The 19,702-nt window shown below is 47.6% G+C and carries 31 protein-coding genes; all 31 read right to left on the bottom strand.

Features of this window, described 5'->3' with window-relative positions:
• Positions 1–73 precede the first annotated feature (73 nt).
• Positions 74–1,081 carry a type I glyceraldehyde-3-phosphate dehydrogenase gene (gene gap / locus ALTER154_RS13200; RefSeq protein WP_160087733.1) on the bottom strand — a complete coding sequence of 336 codons (1,008 nt, stop codon included), beginning with the start codon at positions 1,079–1,081 and terminating at the stop codon, positions 74–76.
• A gap of 82 nt (positions 1,082–1,163) precedes the next feature.
• Positions 1,164–1,835 (bottom strand): COG3650 family protein, encoded by a 672-nt coding sequence (locus ALTER154_RS13195; RefSeq protein ID WP_160087731.1) that lies wholly within the window; start codon positions 1,833–1,835, stop codon positions 1,164–1,166.
• A gap of 143 nt (positions 1,836–1,978) precedes the next feature.
• Positions 1,979–2,308 carry a YegP family protein gene (locus ALTER154_RS13190; protein ID WP_160087729.1) on the bottom strand — a complete coding sequence of 110 codons (330 nt, stop codon included), beginning with the start codon at positions 2,306–2,308 and terminating at the stop codon, positions 1,979–1,981.
• 460 nt (positions 2,309–2,768) lie between these two features.
• Positions 2,769–3,179 (bottom strand): low affinity iron permease family protein, encoded by a 411-nt coding sequence (locus ALTER154_RS13185; protein WP_160087727.1) that lies wholly within the window; start codon positions 3,177–3,179, stop codon positions 2,769–2,771.
• A 93-nt stretch (positions 3,180–3,272) separates the two neighbouring features.
• Positions 3,273–3,752, bottom strand: coding sequence for a GNAT family N-acetyltransferase (locus ALTER154_RS13180; protein ID WP_160087725.1), 480 nt, complete (start codon positions 3,750–3,752; stop codon positions 3,273–3,275).
• Positions 3,753–4,141: 389 nt separating this feature from the next.
• Positions 4,142–4,390: a hypothetical protein gene (locus ALTER154_RS13175; RefSeq protein WP_160087723.1), complete on the bottom strand. Its 249-nt coding sequence runs from the start codon at positions 4,388–4,390 to the stop codon at positions 4,142–4,144.
• Between the two features lie 104 nt (positions 4,391–4,494).
• Positions 4,495–5,085 carry a DUF805 domain-containing protein gene (locus ALTER154_RS13170; RefSeq protein WP_160087721.1) on the bottom strand — a complete coding sequence of 197 codons (591 nt, stop codon included), beginning with the start codon at positions 5,083–5,085 and terminating at the stop codon, positions 4,495–4,497.
• A gap of 218 nt (positions 5,086–5,303) precedes the next feature.
• Entirely contained in the window at positions 5,304–5,705 is a 402-nt protein-coding gene (locus ALTER154_RS13165) for a hypothetical protein (protein WP_160087719.1), read from the bottom strand.
• Positions 5,706–5,800: 95 nt separating this feature from the next.
• A complete protein-coding gene (locus ALTER154_RS13160) occupies positions 5,801–6,199 on the bottom strand; it encodes a hypothetical protein (RefSeq protein WP_160087717.1) in 399 nt (132 codons plus the stop codon).
• A gap of 87 nt (positions 6,200–6,286) precedes the next feature.
• Positions 6,287–6,619 (bottom strand): Imm45 family immunity protein, encoded by a 333-nt coding sequence (gene imm45 / locus ALTER154_RS13155; protein WP_160087715.1) that lies wholly within the window; start codon positions 6,617–6,619, stop codon positions 6,287–6,289.
• 84 nt (positions 6,620–6,703) lie between these two features.
• Positions 6,704–7,414 (bottom strand): hypothetical protein, encoded by a 711-nt coding sequence (locus ALTER154_RS13150; protein WP_160087713.1) that lies wholly within the window; start codon positions 7,412–7,414, stop codon positions 6,704–6,706.
• A 77-nt stretch (positions 7,415–7,491) separates the two neighbouring features.
• Positions 7,492–7,932, bottom strand: a complete 441-nt coding sequence (locus ALTER154_RS13145) for a hypothetical protein (RefSeq protein WP_160087711.1) — start codon at positions 7,930–7,932, stop codon at positions 7,492–7,494.
• A 98-nt stretch (positions 7,933–8,030) separates the two neighbouring features.
• Complete coding sequence (locus ALTER154_RS13140) at positions 8,031–8,384, bottom strand: Imm1 family immunity protein (protein ID WP_218585082.1); 354 nt, start codon at positions 8,382–8,384, stop codon at positions 8,031–8,033.
• 838 nt (positions 8,385–9,222) lie between these two features.
• Positions 9,223–9,438 carry a hypothetical protein gene (locus ALTER154_RS13135; protein ID WP_160087709.1) on the bottom strand — a complete coding sequence of 72 codons (216 nt, stop codon included), beginning with the start codon at positions 9,436–9,438 and terminating at the stop codon, positions 9,223–9,225.
• A 135-nt stretch (positions 9,439–9,573) separates the two neighbouring features.
• Positions 9,574–9,921: a hypothetical protein gene (locus ALTER154_RS13130; protein ID WP_160087707.1), complete on the bottom strand. Its 348-nt coding sequence runs from the start codon at positions 9,919–9,921 to the stop codon at positions 9,574–9,576.
• Positions 9,922–10,437: 516 nt separating this feature from the next.
• The gene (locus ALTER154_RS13125; RefSeq protein ID WP_160087705.1) at positions 10,438–10,905 is read right to left on the bottom strand and encodes a hypothetical protein; all 468 of its coding nucleotides are present in this window, start codon (positions 10,903–10,905) and stop codon (positions 10,438–10,440) included.
• 507 nt (positions 10,906–11,412) lie between these two features.
• The gene (locus ALTER154_RS13120; RefSeq protein ID WP_160087703.1) at positions 11,413–11,727 is read right to left on the bottom strand and encodes a hypothetical protein; all 315 of its coding nucleotides are present in this window, start codon (positions 11,725–11,727) and stop codon (positions 11,413–11,415) included.
• A gap of 109 nt (positions 11,728–11,836) precedes the next feature.
• Positions 11,837–12,112: a hypothetical protein gene (locus ALTER154_RS13115; protein WP_160087701.1), complete on the bottom strand. Its 276-nt coding sequence runs from the start codon at positions 12,110–12,112 to the stop codon at positions 11,837–11,839.
• 89 nt (positions 12,113–12,201) lie between these two features.
• Positions 12,202–12,651, bottom strand: a complete 450-nt coding sequence (locus ALTER154_RS13110) for a DUF4304 domain-containing protein (protein WP_160087699.1) — start codon at positions 12,649–12,651, stop codon at positions 12,202–12,204.
• A gap of 104 nt (positions 12,652–12,755) precedes the next feature.
• Positions 12,756–13,271 carry a hypothetical protein gene (locus tag ALTER154_RS13105; RefSeq protein ID WP_160087697.1) on the bottom strand — a complete coding sequence of 172 codons (516 nt, stop codon included), beginning with the start codon at positions 13,269–13,271 and terminating at the stop codon, positions 12,756–12,758.
• A gap of 87 nt (positions 13,272–13,358) precedes the next feature.
• Positions 13,359–13,676, bottom strand: a complete 318-nt coding sequence (locus ALTER154_RS13100; protein ID WP_160087695.1) for a hypothetical protein — start codon at positions 13,674–13,676, stop codon at positions 13,359–13,361.
• Between the two features lie 613 nt (positions 13,677–14,289).
• Positions 14,290–14,712: a hypothetical protein gene (locus ALTER154_RS13095; RefSeq protein ID WP_160087693.1), complete on the bottom strand. Its 423-nt coding sequence runs from the start codon at positions 14,710–14,712 to the stop codon at positions 14,290–14,292.
• Between the two features lie 90 nt (positions 14,713–14,802).
• Entirely contained in the window at positions 14,803–15,180 is a 378-nt protein-coding gene (locus ALTER154_RS13090; RefSeq protein WP_160087691.1) for a hypothetical protein, read from the bottom strand.
• A gap of 759 nt (positions 15,181–15,939) precedes the next feature.
• A complete protein-coding gene (locus ALTER154_RS13085) occupies positions 15,940–16,293 on the bottom strand; it encodes a hypothetical protein (protein ID WP_160087689.1) in 354 nt (117 codons plus the stop codon).
• Positions 16,294–16,683: 390 nt separating this feature from the next.
• Complete coding sequence (locus tag ALTER154_RS13080; RefSeq protein ID WP_160087687.1) at positions 16,684–17,079, bottom strand: hypothetical protein; 396 nt, start codon at positions 17,077–17,079, stop codon at positions 16,684–16,686.
• A 92-nt stretch (positions 17,080–17,171) separates the two neighbouring features.
• Entirely contained in the window at positions 17,172–17,528 is a 357-nt protein-coding gene (locus tag ALTER154_RS13075) for a hypothetical protein (protein ID WP_160087685.1), read from the bottom strand.
• A 69-nt stretch (positions 17,529–17,597) separates the two neighbouring features.
• Complete coding sequence (locus ALTER154_RS13070; protein ID WP_160087683.1) at positions 17,598–18,065, bottom strand: DUF695 domain-containing protein; 468 nt, start codon at positions 18,063–18,065, stop codon at positions 17,598–17,600.
• Positions 18,066–18,159: 94 nt separating this feature from the next.
• On the bottom strand, positions 18,160–18,387 hold the full coding sequence (locus tag ALTER154_RS21325; RefSeq protein ID WP_160087681.1) for a DUF4926 domain-containing protein: 228 nt from the start codon (positions 18,385–18,387) through the stop codon (positions 18,160–18,162).
• Positions 18,388–18,577: 190 nt separating this feature from the next.
• Positions 18,578–18,853: a hypothetical protein gene (locus tag ALTER154_RS13060; RefSeq protein WP_160087679.1), complete on the bottom strand. Its 276-nt coding sequence runs from the start codon at positions 18,851–18,853 to the stop codon at positions 18,578–18,580.
• A gap of 78 nt (positions 18,854–18,931) precedes the next feature.
• On the bottom strand, positions 18,932–19,324 hold the full coding sequence (locus tag ALTER154_RS13055) for a hypothetical protein (RefSeq protein ID WP_160087677.1): 393 nt from the start codon (positions 19,322–19,324) through the stop codon (positions 18,932–18,934).
• Between the two features lie 83 nt (positions 19,325–19,407).
• Positions 19,408–19,698, bottom strand: a complete 291-nt coding sequence (locus ALTER154_RS13050; RefSeq protein WP_160087675.1) for a hypothetical protein — start codon at positions 19,696–19,698, stop codon at positions 19,408–19,410.
• Between the last annotated feature and the right edge of the window lie 4 nt (positions 19,699–19,702).

Genomic DNA, 19,702 nt, shown 5'->3' with positions numbered 1-19,702 from the left:
GCCTGATCAGTGGTTAAAGGCCGCTGCCGATAAACGGCAGCGGCCCGTAATGAGGCGCCCTCAACCCATAGTGCTAGCGCGCCTCAGGCTTTACCCAAGCCAGCATCACGTCGAGCATGCGGTTGGCGAAGGCCCACTCGTTGTCATACCAGGCCAAGACCTTGACCAGATCGCCCTGCACGCGGGTGTGGCTGAGGTCGACCACGCAGGACACCGGGTAGCCGTTGAAGTCGCTGGACACCAGTGCCAGCTCGTTGCACTCCATCACCCCAGGCGGCAACTGCGCCGCGCCGGCCTGCAGCGCGGCGTTGATCGCTTCACGGCTGGTCGGGCGTTCGCTGGTAAAGGTCAGATCGACCAGCGACACGTTGGGCGTCGGTACGCGTATCGACAGCCCATCCAAGCGGCCGATCAGCTCCGGCATGACCAGGCCGATGGCTTTGGCCGCACCGGTGCTGGTGGGGATCATCGACAGCGCGGCGGCGCGGGCGCGGTAGAGGTCGCTGTGGGTCTTGTCCAGCAGGTTCTGGTCATTGGTGTAAGAGTGGATGGTGTTGACCAGCCCCTGACGAATGCCCACGGCTTCGTGCAGCACCTTGGCCATCGGCGCCAGGCAATTGGTGGTGCAGGAAGCGTTGGATACGATCTTTTGATCGCCCAGCAGTTGATGGTTAACGCCGTAGACCACGGTCAGGTCGGCGCTGTCCAGTGGGTGTGAGAGCAGCACGCGCGGGCTGCCGGCGCTGATGTGCTGTTCGACCTGTTCGCGCTTTTTCAGTTTGCCGGTGCATTCGAGCACCAGATCCACCGCATGCTCATGCCAGGGCAGATTAGTCACTTCGCGCTCACGCAGCAGCTGGATCGGGTGGCCGTTTACCCGCAAGGTGTCGCCGTCCAGGCTGATATCGCCAGGAAAGCGGCCGAAGGTGGAGTCGAAGCGGGTGAGGTGGGCGAGGGTGCTTTGCTCACCCAGGTCATTGATCGCGGTGAGGTGGATCTGCTGCTCCAGTTTGCGCTCGAACAACGCGCGCACCAGGCAGCGACCGATCCGTCCATATCCATTGATAGCAATGCGCAGCATAACGATATCCCTTTGGCTGTCTTCACTTGCAGCTTAGGCCAATCGTCTGCCGCTCGGCTGATCTATCTCAGCTATCTGATTGCTAATCGTTGCGCGCGCCGCCGAGGTAGGCGCAGCCCCGCAGGACTTGCCCATTAAGACGCAACTCGGCGCTCAGGTGTTGCACCGCGCCACTCATGCCGTCGACGCAGCGCTGGCGGGCAACCCACAAATCAAGGCGTTGGCCGTTGGCTTCGCTGCTCAGGTTGAGGCGGCCTTCGGGCAATTGCTCTTCCAGATACGGCAGCGCCTGTGGCTCCTGGCCGGGGCGGTTGAGGATCAGGCCCTGATTGCTTACCGCGATATTCCAGTCCGGCTCGTGGCCGCTGGCACGCAGGAGGGTGCGGGCAAAGTTGATGTCTGTGCAGCCATGGCCTTCAGCCTGTACCCGGTACATCTGGCTCGGCACGAACTGGCCATCGACACCTTTCTGCGCATTGGCCTGCAGCTGGCCGCGCATATCGACATACAGCGTGGCGTGGCCGTCAGCGAACAGCGTGCTGGCATCGCTGCTCAGCTCGGCGGCGCTGTCTTCCTTGAGGATAAATTGACGTTGTTCCTGGCAGGGGCGAAACAGCAACTGGCCCGCGTTCAGGCTGAGCTCGCCCTGCATGCGCGTCTGCTCGATCACTGGCTCGGCGGGTTTATCGGTAAACACCTGGCAACTGGCGAGCAGTGGCAACAAAGCAAAGCAAAAAGGGCGGCTGAAACGCATCGTGACACTCCTGAAAAGTGCGCTCACGTTACCTAGGCCCCTGGCGTATCACAAGGGCATGCCGCCGCTGGTGACGGCATATTCAACCGCGTCGGGCATGTCTGTCAGGGCTATGAAGCCTGCTGGCTGGCATGCGCGGAGAGTTAGTCAGTCTTGATGGTGGTCGTGGGGCCATTGGTCTTGACCGACTCAATACCGCCCTCACGGCTAGCCGCCGCCTTGTACATCTGGCTAGTACCAATCACCTGATGGTTGGCCGCCTTGAGGTTGAAGTAAAAGCGTCCATCACTGGCATCCTTGCGCTCGTAACGCTCATCGGCGGGTGCATTCTTCTGCACCGAAGCAATGCCGCCTTCGGCAGCAGCGCGGGTCTCGTACTGCTCACTGCGCAAAATCACCTCGGCATTACCTGCCTTCAACACGAAAAAGAACTGGCCTTTATCGTTCTTCGAAAGTTCATACCAACCAGCCATGGCGGCCTCCATCAAATAAAAGGGAAGGGGTAGAACAGCGATCAACCCAACCATACATGCGTGATCGACGGGCAAAAGCATAGCAAGGGCGCATACCGATGCGAGTGGTGCACGCAGTGCGACATTGGCCGGGAGAAAATCTGAGCTAAGCGCCGCTAATATCCGACTCTGCTCTATCAACGAATGCGGGTGTTCAAAGGGCTTCGCTGCGTGCCATGTGCCCACAGGAGTCGTATAGAAAGAGGTCATGGTGTTGGCCAGTAGAAACCAGCGCTGCACGGCTAAACAAGGCCACACCTGCGCCGCAGGGGAAGCGCGTACAAACGACCGGTGCCGGGCGTATTTTCTGTTCTGACAAGTGATGCAGGTGGGGAGTGAGGTGGGGCGAGGCAACCGACTGGTACTCAGCCAACTAGCGTCACCGTGCAGCATATGCGGAGGGGGTGAACCGATTGATGGCTTATGGTTCAGGCGTGCCAGTGTCCTGATTACCGCGCACAAGATCCATCCGTGCTGTAGCTGCCAGTGCACGGTACTTGAGGCGAAATTCATCGAGACTGGATTCTTCTATGTCTTCTAGATCGAGCAGTGCGTTATGCGCCCCTTGGGTGGCACGAATAAGCTCATCAAGCTTGATCTGAATAGCTTCTGTGTCACGGTTTTGAGTGTTCTGAATCAGAAAGACCATCAGAAAAGTGATGGTCGTCGTGCTGGTATTGATCACCAACTGCCATGTATCGCTGAATTCAAACAGCGGTCCGGTAATCAGCCAGATAACAATCAACGCCACCGCAAACGTAAAGACGCGCGGGCGCCCGCAGAAATGAGCGGATCCCTTGGCAAAGCGGGAGTACCAGGATGTGCTGGCCATACGAGGGAGTGCTCCAGAAATGACCTGACGTTTGGTATATGGGGTGGGTGTTAGCCGGTCCCAGTGAGCGAAGCAAACGATTGGACTCTGTTGTTAAGCATTAGAACTTGCGGTGGTTGCTAAACGAAGTGATTTGCCCATGAACACGCTAAGCGGATGCTCGCAATATGAGCCGAATGTACCTCGTCGTACATAGCCTTCGTTGGTGTAGAAATTCAGTGCCTCCGGTTGATATGGCCCAGTTTCAAGCATGAGTTCACTGCAACCTGACTCGTATGCACTTGCCTCAAGGGCTGCGATGAGCTTTTTTGCAATACCTTTTCCCCTGGCTTCAGGTCGCACATACATGCGCTTGACCTCGCCGTAAGATTCATTCAACACGACCGCGCCACAGCCAAGGGCGACGCTTTGTTCATCTCGTGCAACGATAAAAATAACATTGGGTTTGGAGAGCGACGCGAGATCAAGCGCATAACGCGCCTCAGCCGGATACAGAGAATCTTGATACGCATCGAGATCTGCGATGAGCGCTATGACATCTGGTTGATTAGGGGGCTCTTGTTCCACACGCATACTGGATCCTGATGCCTAGCGTTTGGTTAAGGGGCGGGCTTTAGCCCGTCCCAGTGTGCGAAGCGAACGGTTTGAACCACTTGTTAGCCATGGGAGCGACTCAGCTAAGAAACTAGACTGTCCCAATGCTTGTGAACAATTTCTGTTGCTGAAATTCTCGAGGTTAAGCACTCTCTTACCATTGCCTCAAGTACGTAAGTATTAAATTCTTTGAGATGTCCGTGAATTAGGTCATTTGTAATTTCAAGAGCGTAGCCAAGATTTTCAATTTTAAATTTTTCGTGTTTAAAACGCTCAAACATGAATGTGACGATTCTCTGTGCGTAACGGTACCCCAAGTCTTGTTCTAGTGAGGTTTCGGGATTTTCCTGTAAGCGCTCAGTAACTATTTAAACAAGAGCTAAGATTGAATCAAGTTTTAATTGGATTTCAGGTATTTCTTTATTCAGGAATGCCTTGATAAAAATAGATGTACCTTGATTTATCTGGATCTCTAATGCTAATTCTTCATGCTTGTGCTTGATTAACCATTCAATAAAGCTTTGAGCGTCTTCAGCTTTTTGGCTGTTCCTGCTCGCTGAGAATGCAGATAGCAACCCCACTATAGATGCGTATTCGGATGCAAACTCTACGGGCATGTGGTGGGTTACCTTAAGTGGCTAACGTTTGGTTAAGGGGCGGGCTTTAGCCCGTCCCAGTGAGCGAAGCGAACGATTTGAACCACTAGTTAGGCGTGCAGTGACTAATATTGCGTGCCACCTAAAAAGCCAGTAAAAATATTATTGATTGCGGGTAATAAATATTTTTGTGTATTCATGAATAAGGCGGTTAGATATATAAAGGTAGCAATTGCTAAGAAGCACGTGAAGATTTTACCTGGTATGGATAGTGGCTTATTTGGTGGGCCATATTTGTTGGCTACGCTCTTACCCGGGAGAATGGACAAAAGCAGCATTACTAAAGTGCCTAAGAAAGGAAGCATTGCTATTAGTCCCCATGCAGGGCTCCAGCCCAGATCACGCGAACGGCGCATTAATAGCGAAATCGAGAGCAGGCCGGAAAAAATTAGAACAGTGGCGCTCGCTGCAAGTAAGACAATGAGTTGATGTTGTAATCCTATTATGAAAAATACTAGCAAGGTTGTTGGTATTACTACAACAAGTAGTGCGTGAAGTAGCCAGTAGCGCGATAAAGAAATGCGTCCTGAAAAATCAAAGATTTTTGGCTTTGAAAATAATGTGGCGAAATTATCAATTAATTCAGCATCACCCGACTGATAAGGGTTCTCTGTTTCAATATTTACGCTACCAAAAACTGGCTCTATCCTTGACATTGTTAAATAGTTCCTTGTGATGGATTATTTTGGAGAAGTGGGCTGATTCTGTTGCCTAACGTTTGGTTAAGGGGCGGGCTTTAGCCCGTCCCGAGTGAGCGAAGCGAGCGGTTTGAACCTGTTGTTAGGGCGATTAGTAGATGAAGCTGTGTTTTTATGAAGGTAATTAATTGTTTTTGCGCAGCATGCAAGTAGTCGTTCTACAGTTGTTGTCAGCGTTAATTATACTCAAATAAAAATTTAAGGTCGTGGTGACTCACGATGTAAGTTGCTTTGTCTCCGTTAATTTTAATGAATGTGTAAGATGTGTAGTTTCCGGGCATGGCGTGCTCGACAATCTTAACTACCGTTGCAGTTTGTGGCGCCTCTATTTTTCCGATAATAGTATGACCAAAGCTGGCATAGGTCCTATTAGTTAAGCATTTATCGTTTTTGTAATCTCCAGAACTGAGCCAGGCTGTTATTGTTAGTTCTTTAACGTTACATTTGACAATGAATGCAGTGTTTTTTAGTGAGAGAGTGTCTCCTAAAATAATTCCTGTCTTTTCAGATTCTTTTTTTACATGCACACATGCGCTCGTCAAAAAAATAAGCACTAAGGTAATGATATTTCTGAGCATGATGTAGACCTAACGTTTGGTTAAGGGGCAGGCTTTAGCCCGTCCCAGTGAGCGAAGCGAACGATTTGAACCACTTGTTAGGCATGTGCTGGCGGCTAGCGCTGAGCCCAGCTTGGCACTTGCTGACAACCACCATGTAGGACAACAGCGGGCACTCGATCCGAGTCAAAGACCGCGCCAGCGACAAAGTTGGTGAGATGATAGGCCGTATGGGTGAGATAGCTTGTTACCAACTGATGGTAGCGCTTCAATCTCTCGGTATGGGGTGGGAACTCAGCCATGTGCTCGAGTGCTCTTGCTACGAAGATCGGGATTGGATCAAAGCTCTCGCTAAGAAAGAGTCCCGTGATGTTGTTGACGTAGCAAACCAAAGGATAAGCAGTGCTGTTGCGCCTAAAGGCATGCTCAGGAACAGCAGAAGCACTATTTAGCACGGTATGGAAAGCCCGGACAACTTCCATGCTTGATTCGAATTTCCCGGATGCAGCTGTCATTGCGAACTTTCCCAAATGCCTAACGTTTGGTTAAGGGGCCGGCTTTAGCCCGTCCCAGTGAGCGAAGCGAACGGTTTGAACCACTAGTTAGGTTTCTACGCCGTGCCCGGAAGGATAGCAATCAACGTAATTGACATTTGCAGGCTCGCATTCTGGGTAAACCCAAAGCGACCAGTTTTTCTTTAGCCAGTCTACTGATATCCCGCCGGACTCATGCTTTGCTTCTGCTGGAAATACTAGCTCTGTTTGACCAGCGTGATAGCCAGAAGAACATATGATTTTATAAAAAGTTGGTGAGTCATGTTCTTCAATAATCATGAAGTCGACGAATTTCTCGAATGGTTTTTTTGCCGGGAAGCGAAATACTACACCTCTCCCAAATGAGTCTTTCCCACAGGTTGTAAGTGGACGCCAATTCATCATGGCACCTAACGTTTGGTTAAGGGGCGGGCTTTAGGCCGTCCCAGTGAGCGCAGCGAACGGTTTGAACCAGTTGTTAAATCGTTACCCACTGTAGTAAACGACAGACCAAAAATTAAACTCATTGCCTTTGGATGCGCACCAATCTGGAAACGGTTCATTTGCTCCAAGGTTTGAGTACTCCTCCCAGCAGCTTAAAAGTTTAGCGTAATACTCTAACTCACTTTGCATTGTTTTTTTCAGGTCTTGCGCGCTCAGTGTTGTGATAAGGCGACCAGCTTTTTCTAGAGAATACTTGGCGTCGTTGATACAGCCTAAAAGTATAGATTCAGATAAATGATGAGTTTGATAGTCTATTTTTTCTAAATTGGCACGAATGACCTGGCTGATGCAGATATCATCTTTTGGGTTTAGTGAAAGTGCTCGCTCATAGGCCGACGTATCTCCAGCCACATAACCAAACCATTTATGCGGGGTTGGATTGTTTGGTTCATCTGCTGCCCAGCATTGAAGTACTTCTTTCAAAAACTCCACTAGTGGGTGGGCTAAGAGTTGATGAGCCTCGCCATGCCAAAAAGCTAGCGAGGAGAGTTCATCCGCAATCGTCCGCTGCTCTTTCAGTGGTTGTTTTTTTGAGTACTCAACAAAATCCTTGATGGAAGAGACCGCTAGCTTTTTAAGGCCTTGCTCTTTCTGAAGACAATACTTACCAAAAAGCTCATAGCCTTCTATAGAAGAGTATTTCTCCCCAATGGATTTCATGCCTTCAAAGTTGTCTCGGTTCCAGTAGTTCATGTCTGAGATTTAACGTTTGGTTAAGGGGCGGGCTTTAGCCCGTCCCAGTGAGCGCAGCGAACGGTTTGAACTAATTGTTATGAGCCGTCACCACGTGGCTTGCTCACAAGCTGTTTATAGAAGAAATATAGGGAAAGAGCGAGGGCTGAAAAAGCTAGAGCAATTATAACCTCGCCTCGATCAACCGTTGAACGCAATGATGCAGTGGCTTGTGGTCTCATACTTGAGAAATAAACCTTATCGTGTGTATCAGCTTCAAACTCAAGCCTGACAAGTTTTGACCGGCCGTAATATTTTATTCCCTCGTAAGTAAACATGAATTTATAATTTGTACATATGCGTTTTGTAGAGCTGAAGGCGTTATTTTTCGCTCTGCAGCTTGTTCTATCAATTATTTCTGAGGCTGCGGAAGCCTCTGTAGTGATAATAAATTTTGCATAAGCTAGCATTGAAAAAGATATAAATAAAAGAAGTGCGCCGACTTTAAAGTAAGGTTTATATTTTGTTTGCTTTGTCATGATTTCTAAAGAGGCTTATAACGTTTGGTTAAAGGGCGGGCTTTAGCCCGTCCCAGTGAGCGAAGCGAACGGTTTGAACCACTTGTTAGGCTACACAGTTATAGTTGAGTGTTAACTTTTTTGTATTCAAGTTCAACGCCGTCTTCTGAATCGTTGTGCCAATGAATAAACACTGGTGGCGTGTGCTGCGTTTGGAAAAAATTTAGAGCATGTTCAATCATATCAACAGGGTAAGCCCAAGATGCGGGGTACTCGTCGTGCTGGCCATTACCAAGCCGATATTCAATAGTTGATTCAGCCGGCCCTTTGTACTTGAAATTACGTGAGCTAAAGCCAGCGTCCCCGTTATACCTTAGGTATGTCAACCATCCCCACTCACCATTGATAAGTGCACACATGGACTGACCGCCTGGAGTCTCGATCCATACTTCGCGATATGGTGATTTTTCCATTATGAATGCCTAACGTTTGGTTAAGGGGCGGGCTTTAGCCCGTCCCAGTGAGCGCAGCGAGCGATTTGAACCAATTGTTAGACGCTCGGATGTACGCATAATTTGAAGCACCGCATTCCTGCTTGTAACGCGTTACACAAAATTATTGGGGAAACGCGATAAATCCAATGTTTCGATGTTGCTGGCGAACCGCAATTTCAATGTGCCCCGATGGTGGCGGCGATGGTTCAGTAAACATAAATTTTGAAACTGTGTGAAGCCTAAAGCAGTGGAGCGGGGCAGCGGTTTGACGCGGTACAAAAAACAAACTTTCAAAGTGAATTGTCTAACGTTTGGTTAAGGGGCGGGCTTTAGCCCGTCCCAGTGAGCGCAGCGAACGGTTTCAACCATTTGTTAGGGCTTCTCATCAGTAGAGGAAAACTCTGGGTAAGCGTGATCCACGCAAATGGCCATGTTTTGCAATGCGGGCTGATTGCACCTTGCCCACGTACATTTTTTGCTGCCGACGCCACCATGAAATTGGATGAAGAACTCTCTTCTATATGGACGATCATCAAATAATGGCCAAATTTCTGGCTGCGACACTTTTATAGCAAAGTCAGATCTATCATCTACATCGAGCTGCCAGTATGTTTTGCACTTGCTGCATTGATATAGACGCAACCATGGGCGCTCCGAAATCAGGTTAAAACTACTACAAAAGTCTTTTTCTGACTCTCCATAGCTAACGCAGCTGGATAAATTGGCGCAGTCGCACGGCATGGTTTGCCCTAACGTTTGGTTAAGGGGCGGGCTTTAGCCCGTCCCAGTGAGCGAAGCGAACGGTTTGAACCACTTGTTAGGGCTGCCCAACGATGCCGCCCCAGTTGGCATATAGGGTTTCGTTGGATAGCACCCAATCCTTGAAATATTTAATTGCCTCAGAGTGCGAAGTGAAAGATTCTAAATAAAACTTGGCTCCACGCTCAGAGTAGAAGCATTCTGTTTCATTACCATAATTTAGAATGCAAAAGCAGCAGTCTTGCGGCGTTTCGTTAATGCGAACTTGCTCCATGCGGATTCCTGCAGATTCAAGTTCGTGGGCGAGGTTAGCGAATAGCTGCATGGGAAGCCCTAACGTTTGGTTAAGGGGCGGGCTTTAGCCCGTCCCAGTGAGCGAAGCGAACGGTTTGAACCAATTGTTATGCATTTACACACGGTTTATGCCTTTGTTTTTGGTCATGTAAGTGATTGTGCAAATGGCAGCTGCTAGGAATAAATAAGGTTCTATTAGTGACGAGAAGTTTAGAATTTGCTGGTTGAATTCTGTTGGATTGCACTGGCCATTAGGGCATTGCATTGGAATGAACGCCATTATTGAGAATTTTGTGAGCTTTATAATGGCGCAGAGCATGAATAGCGCGAATGATAAAAAGGCAATAGCTGAGCGTTGCCTGATTGCAAATATCAACGATGCAATGCCAAGCAGAGAAAATCCTGCTGCAAGGATTAACAGCTCAGGTGCAAGCATTGTCATTGTGGTGGTGTATTCATTCATATGCATAACGTTTGGTTAAGGGGCGGGCTTTAGCCCGTCCCAGTGAGCGAAGCGAACGACTTGAAGCACTAGTTAGGGCCTTTTGCGAGATGCTTTTGTAGTGCGCGATGCGCTTTGAATAGCGCAATAGTCAGTAAGCCACAGAATGCAATGTACAGTGCAGATAAAAATGCAAACTGCACAGGTTCATTTTCTATTGACGCTATAAATGCAGTGCTTGCTCCTCTTGGTTTGAAATATATTTCGCCTGAAATAATTTGGCTGAATAGGTGGTGTATGGCTACAGCGACGATTAGTGCGCCACTGGCCAGGAGTATGTAATTTCTGTAGTACCCCGTCGGTCTTTTTGTTTGCGTAAGCTTAATTACAATAACTACTAGCAGGAACGGTATTAGTAGTGCAGTTGCCACAAAGACAATGAATATTATTGCGCTACCCATGATTGGCCCTAACGTTTGGTTAAGGGGCGGGCTTTAGGCCGTCCCAGTGAGCGCAGCGAACGGTTTGAACCACTTGTTAGGCGCGACGCAGAGCTTCAGTGAACTCATGTTCGCCTTCGGCGCCCCACCACGGAGCGACAAGCGTACCACCTAGCCCGCATAGCTCTTTCAACAGTATGAGCAGAGCGTTGACCTCGGATGCTCCCCATGCACTGCCCATTCGGTAGTCGATGTTCAAACTAGAGGGCGTAACGAGAACTCCTAAATCGGGAAGCGTGCAGTTAGCAATGGTTATGCCTGCTAGCACTACATGGAATGGTTCTGCTGATTCACAAAAAACTAATGCCGCATCACCGCTACCGGTGAATGGTTTCTCTTTTTGCGAAGGTTTTATCCAAAGGTAGCCTCCGCCGGCTGTTACATTCCGGGCATTATTTGCGAGGAGAAATTCGAAAGCTTTGGATACTTTATCTGGATTTGAATATCGCACTTCCAACTCTGGAAGAGAGCCGTCATCGGTATCAAAGTATCGGAGCAGTTTCATACAACGCCTAACGATTAAGCTAAGGGGCCGGCTTCGCCGGTCCCAGCGAACGGAGTGAGCGCCTTGTTAGGGGATTCTACGCGCTAAATCACGAGAGACCCAAGATCCAAAGAGATAAGAAGAGCGATTTGCCAAAAACTCAGGGCTCCAGCCAGGGGACGCCTCATAGAATGGATTTGCGCCAGAGTTTATTAAAACCCGGTACATCCTTTTGGTGCGTTTTAAGTTTTTATATGAAACAGGTAATTCCATAAGCCACATTAAGGGCGTCCATCCTTTACTGTCTTGTGCGTTAGGGTCTTCGCCTTGCTTTAGGTAGTACTTAATTCCACCAAGATCTCTGGTGTAAGAGCAATCATGGAGCTTGGTAAATTTACCCTTACCTACTTCCGGTTGTACGAGCTCAGGTTTGTTTGGCGCGGATGTCACTTGAATACCCTAACGATTAAGCTAAGGGGCGGGCTTTAGCCCGTCCCAGCGAACGAAGTGAGCGATTTGAGCGCATTGTTATGTTCCAAGCTCACTGATACGTTTTTCTATTGCCTCATAATTTATATGGGGTTGGATTGCGGGCCATTGTTTTCTGGAAACGTCGCAGAGAGAAATTATCCCCATAACAATTCCGGTTATCCAAAAGCAGGCATACATAATTAGTTCTTGTGTAGTGGGTTTTCCGAATGTTTTTATATATAAATATGTACCAAAAACGATGCCCAGCCAGATTGCTAAATTTATTAAAAATCTAAGGCTGACGGGCATAGGCTTTTTATCTCTTGCCTTGAGTAAGGAAATTAGAATCTTACGTTCCTTGTGTGCGTTCACTTGTATCTCCACTTGGTACATAACGTTTGGTTAAGGGGCCGGCTTTAGCCGGTCCCAGTGAGCGAAGCGAACGATTTGAACCAATTGTTATGTTCCTCACGGCACGAGGCTATTCAAGGAAATCAACAGGGACAGTTTTCATATATTCTTTCGCTTTGCTGATAAGCGCTGCCCATTCTGCTTGGGGTTTTTCAGTGACGCCGTTTTCAGCTAATGAGTTTTCAAGCAAGTCCGCTAAACCCCAAATGGCTCTTCTTTCTTCTTCTGAAAGACTGTCGTGTGACTGCAAGTCTGAGAACTTATCAGACAAGACTTCCCAAGCAAGCAGCAGGTGGCCGAGGGTTATTTTAATGGATGTTTCTTTGTAGAAATCTTCAGCTTCCATTTTGGAGATTCCTTGATGAGGAACATAACGTTTGGTTAAGGGGCGGGCTTTAGCCCGTCCCGAGTGAGCGAAGCGAACGACTTGAACCATTAGTTATGAGCCCACCACCGCTCGGCCTGCCCCTTTAAGAAGTCTGCTGCAGTTCTCGCGATAGATTCATAGTGTACAGATGGGTAATTTTGCTGCTTTTCGTAATTTGGAGTGCCGAACTCGAACCAATGGTCATTTATCCCTTCTTCAGGGTTGGAACCCAAGCGTAACCTGGGCCATACATGTAAAACCTTAACCTTTTCTGGTGGCGTTAAGATACCTGAAGCATTTCTGAAACCTTCAGCAGGGCACTGCCCAATTTCGATGATAAAGCTACCGCCTGAGCTGTAGAACTGGAAGGTAAGAAGATCGATTGAGTTTTGCGTGATGCGCTTAAAGTGAGGGAAGGAACCTTTGAAGCCTTGTGCCTTAAGCTCGGGAACAAAGAGTTCTTTCAGCGCCTTTTCCATATTTTTTCGGTTATCTGTACTCACAATTTGTGGGCTCATAACGTTTGGTTAAGGGGCGGGCTTTAGCCCGTCCCAGCGAGCACAGCGAGCGATTTGAACCAATTGTTAGACGTTCAGATGTACGCATAATTTAAAGTATAGCTTTAGAAATCGCTTGGTTCTTGTGACGCGAGATATGTGCCGATTGAGTCAGCGCAAGGAGCAAGCCACTTTTGAATCTTCGGGCTACTCTCCGAAACCCACAAGTCAAGATTAACAAACCCGTTGGTTCCTATGTTTGCGTGGCGAATAAATTTGATAGAGAGGGCTTTCTCGATTTGCTCGACTAAAAGCGGGAAATCAAACAAAGAGTTCAATACTGGCCACTTTATAAGTTTTTTATATTTTAGTTGCGATGATTCGACTCGAAAATCACCGTTTGGTCTCCACTGAATGAGAAATAAATTGTCGTGCCTGCGAAGCTCAGCTAACCATAGGCCATAACTAGGGACGGTAAGTTCAAGCTTCATATCTTCTGGTCTTAGCGCTTTTCGCTTATAGAACCAGTTCTCCATCGGTACTGTGGATAAGCTAAACCCTACCGACCATGCTTCAGCCTCAGAGGTAACACCGAGTCGAGAACACCAAGTTTCGATCACGTCTGGACTTTCTCGATTCATGGAATTATTTCCAACTTGTCTAACGTTTGGTTAAGGGGCGGGCTTTAGCCCGTCCCAGTGAGCGAAGCGAACGGTTTGAACCAGTTGTTAGAGGTAAGTGACACGCAAACCTCCAGCTCTTATTTCGATAGTGTCTCCGCTTTGCATTTCGATGTTATATAGCTCTGAGGTTTGCGTGGCAGAGTTTACAGATACAGAACTGCCCCAAGGATTCTTATGAGGAATTACCGTTTCTTTAAGGTCGGTGAATTCTATAACTCTTATGGCTGATTCAGGCGCATTGGTTGGTGCGACACGAATGTATAAGCGGCAAATTGATTCCGCCCAGCTCACTTCGATTTTTATTAGGCTTGAATCATGCGGAATTAAACCCTCAATTTCCTTGGGCTGCGCCATGCTTTCCATGCCTTACCTCTAACGTTTGGTTAAGGGGCGGGCTTTAGCCCGTCCCAGTGAGCGAAGCGAACGATTTGAACCATTTGTTAGGGCTTTAACTTGCGAAACACAGAATAGAATACACCACTAACGAATGTGCCCAACAGGCCAAATGCTATTGCTGGGATCATATAGTCATGCCAGTCAGTTGTTGTTCTTACGCCGTTTATTACTAACCACTCAGTTCCGGCTTGGTAGGAACACCCTGAACATGGCTCGTTATTGGTGAATGATAGGGCTAAGCCGAAAATGATGCCAATGAAAAAGCCTGCGCACAGTATTGAATGCCAGTTCAGTGAATTGATTTTTTGTAATAAAAATACGCAAGGAATGCCTATTAAAATAATATGTAAAAGTGAGGCTATAAAAGTTATGAGCATGGCTAGTAGTGCCAAGCTATTGTTTTGGCCAAGAAAATGAAAAATACTACCGAAGACAATTGTAGGCACGATTGAGGCGATTATTGTCGCGAAAAATAGCGAGCGTTTCACTAGTGTGCCCTAACGTTTGGTTAAGGGGCGGGCTTTAGCCCGTCCCGAGTGAGCGAAGCGAGCGACTTGAACCACTTGTTATGCGCTGCACATTATGATTGGACTAAGTTAATGCTCTTTTTGCTTATGAGGATGTGAGCGAGAACGTAAGATATAGAGGCGATTGCTCCACCTAATAACAGCGTAGGCCAGATATAGTCGAATGCAGCTATAAAGTCTACTTCCATGCTCTGCATTATGTATGGGATTGAACCAACACTACTCCCTGTAATGGCTGCTGCGATAATTGTAATAACATAAGATGCTGATATTGTTGCTTGGATTTTTGCGCTTTTTATATTGGTGTTTATTAGTCTAATTGCGTAAGCGACAGATGTTATTGAAATGGCTAAAAGGGAAAGCAAGCTAGTAGCCCAGTATGCAATGCCTCTTGGTTCTGCTAAGAAAAGAAACACGCCAAGGCAAGCAGTGATTACTGCGATACAGAGCATTAAGGTGATGTTGAATTTACGCATGTTACTTCCTTATGCATAACGTTTGGTTAAGGGGCGGGCTTTAGCCCGTCCCAGTGAGCGTAGCGAACGATTTGAACCACTTGTTAGACCTTACACTTCTACTTGGATGAACGGGAAAGATGTTCGAAACTCAGTAAGAATTTCATGGTTTTTATGTAGTGAATTCAAAGCTCGGTCCTTACTCGGGCCGTCAAATACTTTACGATTACGGAGATATGCAATCCCAAAAATTGCCTCATCTTCCTGCTCTGTAAAGCTACGGCCAGGGCAGAAGCCTATTGATTTGATGATATGGAAGCGAGGTGCGTCAAAGTTTAATAGTTCCGCTATGTAGTCTGGATATAACTCTGCTGACTCCATAACCATGAAAGCCCACTGCTGCAATTCTTTAGTGTCAATTGCATCAATAAAATAACAATTTACGACAAAGGCGATAGTCGATGAATTTTCGCGTGTAAGTCCATTCATGATCTAGGTCTAACGATCAAGCTAAGGGGCGGGCTTTAGCCCGTCCCAGCGAACGAAGTGAGCGATTTGAGCGCATTGTTATAGGCTGAACTGGCCAAGAACGGCCATTAGCAAAAGGGCAAATACGAAAACTCCAACGCAGCATACATAAGCCTCATTTCTGGAGCCGCTTAACCACTCATTATTTGGGTGTTTCCCTAGAGTGGCCACTTTTACAAATGGCCATCCTATGGCATAGAAAAATGTTCCAATTATTATATCCGTTACTAAGTAGCCAAAAAATCGAACTACTAGGCTGAGCAGTTCTTCCATGTGTCACCAGCGTATAACGTTGGGTTAAGGGGCGGGCTTTAGCCCGTCCCAGTGAGCGGAGCGAACGTTTTGAACCATTTGTTAGGCGCGGACTTGAGCCGGGCGTTGCAAGTGGTTGCGCCGCGATAGCCAACAGTGCTTTTGCTTTAAATGGCTTCTGCATGCTGTTGTGCTGTTTCATGTGCTTTTCTGCTCCGCAATTTTGGAGCGCCTCTGCGCCGGCACGATGTAATGACTGACGTACAAGGCAATTGCGGAACCAAAATTTTTGCGCCGCCCGCGATTTCAAATACGCCAAATTCCTTTGATGGGAAACACACGGTTTTGAACTATTGATTCCGCGATTTCCCATGCGGCCGCATTCCTTTGCTTTGTTTGCCTAACGTTTAGTTAAGGGGCGGGCTTTAGCCCGTCCCAGTGAGCGAAGCGAACGGTTTGAACCAATTGTTAGAGGCCTTTGTAAATATCGTGAAGAAATACTTGGGTCGGGCTAATTATTGACTTCGTGCCGTCTGTTTCAGCCACCAGATGAAAATTTGATTTTTCCCCAGAGCACTCAATGGTACGAACTCCGTCTAGGACGCATAGCACGCCAAATAGAGTTGCATCGGCTGCGTCTGCCATTGCCCGCATGACCATTTCACGGTCACTTGCTGCGAGCGAATTGAACCACTGAGATATTTCAAGGAGCTTTGTATCAGGACGGCGGCCGGGGGGATTCTTATAGTCCTCCACGCAACCACTTACTGCTGAGTCGCGACACTCAGACTTGAGTGCATCGACAAACTGCGCTGTGTCCATAGGGCCTCTAACGTTTGGTTAAGGGGCGGGCTTTAGCCCGTCCCAGCGAGCACAGCGAGCGATTTGAACCAATTGTTAGACGCTCGGATGTACGCATAATTTGAAGTACCACATTCCTGCTTGTAACGCGTTACGCGATAAACCTGACGACACGCGATAAATCCAATGTTTCGATGTTGCTGGCGAACCGCAGTTTATACGTGCCCCGATGGTGGCGGCGATGGTTCAGTAAACACAGAATTTGAAACCCTGTGAAGCCTAAAGCAGTGGAGCGGGGCAACGGTTCTACGCGGTTTAAAAAGCAATTTTCAAACTGGATTGTCTAACGTTTGGTTAAGGGGCGGGCTTTAGCCCGTCCCAGTGAGCGAAGCGAACGGTTTGAACCAGTTGTTAGAGGCTCTGCACGTTGCGCCTGCGAGCAGCAATGTAGGTGCCTAAGAAGCCTAGCAGTGCATGGGCTAAAAACTGAGTAAAGTCAAGCCACCAGTAAATAGGTTCAGAAAGCGTATAGGCTGTGATGGCGAATAATAATGTAGCCCCTATGCCATGGTAATAAGGTAGCTGCTTGGCCTTTAGTGATGCTATGTATCCGACTGACATAGGAATTATTAAGAAATACACTGCATACAATAACATTGAGCCAAGGATATAGAGGTTTGTGTTGCCAGATGACGAAAGAGCCCAAAGTGTCAGCTGCACCAAAATCAACGGAATCAAGAGCCCGATAGCAAAAGCGAGAGCCAAGGTTTTGATATCGATTAGCTTGAAAGCGTGCGCGGTCTTCAAGTTTGAAAGTGCCTCTAACGTTTGGTTAAGGGGCGGGCTTTAGCCCGTCCCAGTGAGCGAAGCGAGCGATTTGAACCATTTGTTAGAAGCGGCTAAATGACCCACAGAATATCTTGCCCCTCAATAGAAATTTGCATGCATTCATACCCGCCGTTATCTGCCATGAGCTGCATTTCCATTCCGTTTTCTAAACGCAAAATAATACTATTTTCTTGGAGCTGCCAGTCGACCATAGCAACATTAAAAACTTCATAGAAGGTCGCGTCAGGCCATGTACCTTCTTCCCACTGTGCAATAGTTTCGCCATGAGATTTGAGAGTTACTTGCGACTGGATATTAAAATTAACCTTACCGAAGCTGAATTGGATGTCAAATGGCCCAATGCGTAGCTGCGTTGTGCATTGGCCTATTGCATCCGACAAGTCTAGTTTTTTGGGTATTTGATACATAGCTTCTAACGTTTGGTTAAGGGGCGGGCTTTAGCCCGTCCCAGTGAGCGAAGCGAACGATTTGAACCACTAGTTAGGTGACAACTCACTGCCTGCTAACCGTGAATATGCTTCCCATTCTGGATCACTAAAAGATGAGATTTTTATAGGGAATGCTGGAAAGCACGACAAAGACTCATTGAGAATATTCATAAAATCATCATGGCTTGTTGAATAATACTGCCATTCTCGTGAATCTGGGCCAGTTACGATGGCTGTTAAATATGCTTTATTTTGCTTTTCAACGGCATCTGTAAGTGTGTCTTCTAGGTTGCTCATAGCCTCTTGAGTTGTTGGCGATAGAGACTCAAACCCCCAGCTAATAGCAACCACATTAGGGAAGTGAGCTTTACCTAATTGCTCAGGCGCATTAACGCGAAACCTAATTATTAAAGACTCCTCGCCTAGAGTCGCGGTTGTTACTGACCATGACTCTTGAGGTAGAATTTTTTCTTCGCGCTTTGTGCTGAGTAAGCGAGAAATCAGGTTTCGGAGCATGTTGTTACCTAACGTTTGGTTAAGGGGCGGGCTTTAGCCCGTCCCAGTGAGCGAAGCGAACGGTTTGAACCACTAGTTAGGCTCGCTGCAGAGTTTATTTTTGACCACTAAGTTTTAGCTCTTCCGGATACATTGCTGCGAGCCAAATAGTGCGCCCATTACTACCAGAGCACTCAACCTCAAATGCCGGCTCTGGATTTGAGTACACCTCAATAATTGTTCCAACGTCCCCGATGCAAGGGTTGCGTTCGTAATCTGCACTCGACTTTGAAAAGCGCTCGTCTCGAAGTGCAATAACTTGGACAACATCGTATTGCTTCATTTCGGGGCCTAACGTTTGGTTAAAGGGCGGGCTTTAGCCCGTCCCAGAGAGCGCAGCGAACGATTTGAACCAGTTGTTAGGCTGTATGCTACGCGGTGGTGGTACATGAAGCACTGAAGGTTAACGGCAATGAAGATGTCCTGTAAATCAACTGCGCGTAATGATTTGCGGAGTTGTACACGGCTTAAGTTTAAATGCCGTTTTTTGATTTACTCAAGAATTCAACGTCGTTATCAGGTAGAGCGAAGACCCAACGCTCCATGCCGCCTGCCTCACCTGCAGCAAATGACTTAATTTTTCCATGGATATCGGCTTCCCATATCCGGAGGATAAGGTCGCGATTGTCACCATCCGGCCAGTAATCACTGATAATTGCTACTTGTTCAGTCCCGATCCACTTTTTTTGCCAGATATTTTCGAGTTCGAAAAATTTGGTAAGTACGCTATCTCCGACTATGTTCCACATTTGATTATGCCTAACGATTAAGCTAAGGGGCCGGCTTCGCCGGTCCCAGCGAGTGAAACGAGCGATTTGAGCGCATTGTTATACGCCGGTTTGGCGCTGAGCTTTCTCATTGGTTTCTAGCCGCTTTCCGCCTTTGTATGAAGCATATGAGCCGTAGAAGAACGCAAGGCCCAAAACTGCAAAAATAGTGACGCCATAATTGCTGCCGGTGATGACTGGTGCAATACCAATGATGAAAAACACTAGGCCGCAGATGAAATTAAAAATCGCGCCATTTTTGTATGTATTGCTTATTTTCTTAATGCTTTGTTTTGATAGGGATAGATATTCTTCAAAATCAGTGACCGCTTGCTCGCATGAATTTTTACATGCGCAGATTCCGTTCACTAGGGAAAGGCAATCACGGCATATTGCCTTGTAGCAGTTTTTGCAAGTTGCTACGGCCTGAATTTCATGGTTGTGGCACTGCATGATTGTTCCTTGCGTATAACGTTTGGTTAAGGGGCGGGCTTTAGCCCGTCCCAGTGAGCGAAGCGAGCGATTTGAACCAGTTGTTAGGGGGCTCCCCACTCAACATGTAGTGCTGAATTGACTTTCGTGCTGTTGATGTCTGCACATTCGTGAATGTTGCCAAAGCATAAGAATCTGTTTTTTCCGGTTAAATAATAAAGATAATCAGCTTCTGTCGCGTATTGAGCAGGTGGGATTTTTTGTTTTACCTGATCGGAGCTGAGGTTTGCTTGCTGCATGATCTTTGCCGCGTCTTCGAAGCTTATAAGCTGCGGATCACTGGGTGTTCCATACGACCAGCCACAGAAGCCATTGTGTACGAAGTAGGCAGCCATTTGA

It is taken from the genome of Pseudomonas sp. 9AZ (genome assembly GCF_902506525.1).
GTDB lineage: Bacteria > Pseudomonadota > Gammaproteobacteria > Pseudomonadales > Pseudomonadaceae > Aquipseudomonas > Aquipseudomonas peli.
This window is presented reverse-complemented; position numbering and strand designations above follow the sequence as displayed.

Bases quoted from the DNA above. Each gene is read 5' to 3' on its own strand.
- ALTER154_RS21325 (WP_160087681.1), bottom strand. From the start codon at position 18,387: ATGAAGCAATACGATGTTGTCCAAGTTATTGCACTTCGAGACGAGCGC.
- ALTER154_RS13050 (WP_160087675.1), bottom strand. From the start codon at position 19,698: ATGGCTGCCTACTTCGTACACAATGGCTTCTGTGGCTGGTCGTATGGA.
- ALTER154_RS13105 (WP_160087697.1), bottom strand. From the start codon at position 13,271: ATGAATCGAGAAAGTCCAGACGTGATCGAAACTTGGTGTTCTCGACTC.
- ALTER154_RS13125 (WP_160087705.1), bottom strand. From the start codon at position 10,905: ATGAAACTGCTCCGATACTTTGATACCGATGACGGCTCTCTTCCAGAG.
- ALTER154_RS13180 (WP_160087725.1), bottom strand. From the start codon at position 3,752: ATGCGTGTGGAACAAGAGCCCCCTAATCAACCAGATGTCATAGCGCTC.
- ALTER154_RS13115 (WP_160087701.1), bottom strand. From the start codon at position 12,112: ATGGAAGCTGAAGATTTCTACAAAGAAACATCCATTAAAATAACCCTC.
- ALTER154_RS13165 (WP_160087719.1), bottom strand. From the start codon at position 5,705: ATGCTCAGAAATATCATTACCTTAGTGCTTATTTTTTTGACGAGCGCA.
- ALTER154_RS13060 (WP_160087679.1), bottom strand. From the start codon at position 18,853: ATGTGGAACATAGTCGGAGATAGCGTACTTACCAAATTTTTCGAACTC.
- ALTER154_RS13100 (WP_160087695.1), bottom strand. From the start codon at position 13,676: ATGGAAAGCATGGCGCAGCCCAAGGAAATTGAGGGTTTAATTCCGCAT.
- ALTER154_RS13095 (WP_160087693.1), bottom strand. From the start codon at position 14,712: ATGCGTAAATTCAACATCACCTTAATGCTCTGTATCGCAGTAATCACT.
- ALTER154_RS13075 (WP_160087685.1), bottom strand. From the start codon at position 17,528: ATGTATCAAATACCCAAAAAACTAGACTTGTCGGATGCAATAGGCCAA.
- ALTER154_RS13145 (WP_160087711.1), bottom strand. From the start codon at position 7,932: ATGACAAAGCAAACAAAATATAAACCTTACTTTAAAGTCGGCGCACTT.
- ALTER154_RS13195 (WP_160087731.1), bottom strand. From the start codon at position 1,835: ATGCGTTTCAGCCGCCCTTTTTGCTTTGCTTTGTTGCCACTGCTCGCC.
- ALTER154_RS13090 (WP_160087691.1), bottom strand. From the start codon at position 15,180: ATGAATGGACTTACACGCGAAAATTCATCGACTATCGCCTTTGTCGTA.
- ALTER154_RS13185 (WP_160087727.1), bottom strand. From the start codon at position 3,179: ATGGCCAGCACATCCTGGTACTCCCGCTTTGCCAAGGGATCCGCTCAT.
- ALTER154_RS13055 (WP_160087677.1), bottom strand. From the start codon at position 19,324: ATGCAGTGCCACAACCATGAAATTCAGGCCGTAGCAACTTGCAAAAAC.
- ALTER154_RS13110 (WP_160087699.1), bottom strand. From the start codon at position 12,651: ATGAGCCCACAAATTGTGAGTACAGATAACCGAAAAAATATGGAAAAG.
- ALTER154_RS13135 (WP_160087709.1), bottom strand. From the start codon at position 9,438: ATGGAGCAAGTTCGCATTAACGAAACGCCGCAAGACTGCTGCTTTTGC.
- ALTER154_RS13190 (WP_160087729.1), bottom strand. From the start codon at position 2,308: ATGGCTGGTTGGTATGAACTTTCGAAGAACGATAAAGGCCAGTTCTTT.
- ALTER154_RS13160 (WP_160087717.1), bottom strand. From the start codon at position 6,199: ATGACAGCTGCATCCGGGAAATTCGAATCAAGCATGGAAGTTGTCCGG.
- ALTER154_RS13085 (WP_160087689.1), bottom strand. From the start codon at position 16,293: ATGGACACAGCGCAGTTTGTCGATGCACTCAAGTCTGAGTGTCGCGAC.
- ALTER154_RS13140 (WP_218585082.1), bottom strand. From the start codon at position 8,384: ATGGAAAAATCACCATATCGCGAAGTATGGATCGAGACTCCAGGCGGT.
- ALTER154_RS13150 (WP_160087713.1), bottom strand. From the start codon at position 7,414: ATGAACTACTGGAACCGAGACAACTTTGAAGGCATGAAATCCATTGGG.
- ALTER154_RS13175 (WP_160087723.1), bottom strand. From the start codon at position 4,390: ATGCCCGTAGAGTTTGCATCCGAATACGCATCTATAGTGGGGTTGCTA.
- ALTER154_RS13170 (WP_160087721.1), bottom strand. From the start codon at position 5,085: ATGTCAAGGATAGAGCCAGTTTTTGGTAGCGTAAATATTGAAACAGAG.
- imm45 (WP_160087715.1), bottom strand. From the start codon at position 6,619: ATGAATTGGCGTCCACTTACAACCTGTGGGAAAGACTCATTTGGGAGA.
- ALTER154_RS13070 (WP_160087683.1), bottom strand. From the start codon at position 18,065: ATGCTCCGAAACCTGATTTCTCGCTTACTCAGCACAAAGCGCGAAGAA.
- gap (WP_160087733.1), bottom strand. From the start codon at position 1,081: ATGCTGCGCATTGCTATCAATGGATATGGACGGATCGGTCGCTGCCTG.
- ALTER154_RS13130 (WP_160087707.1), bottom strand. From the start codon at position 9,921: ATGAATGAATACACCACCACAATGACAATGCTTGCACCTGAGCTGTTA.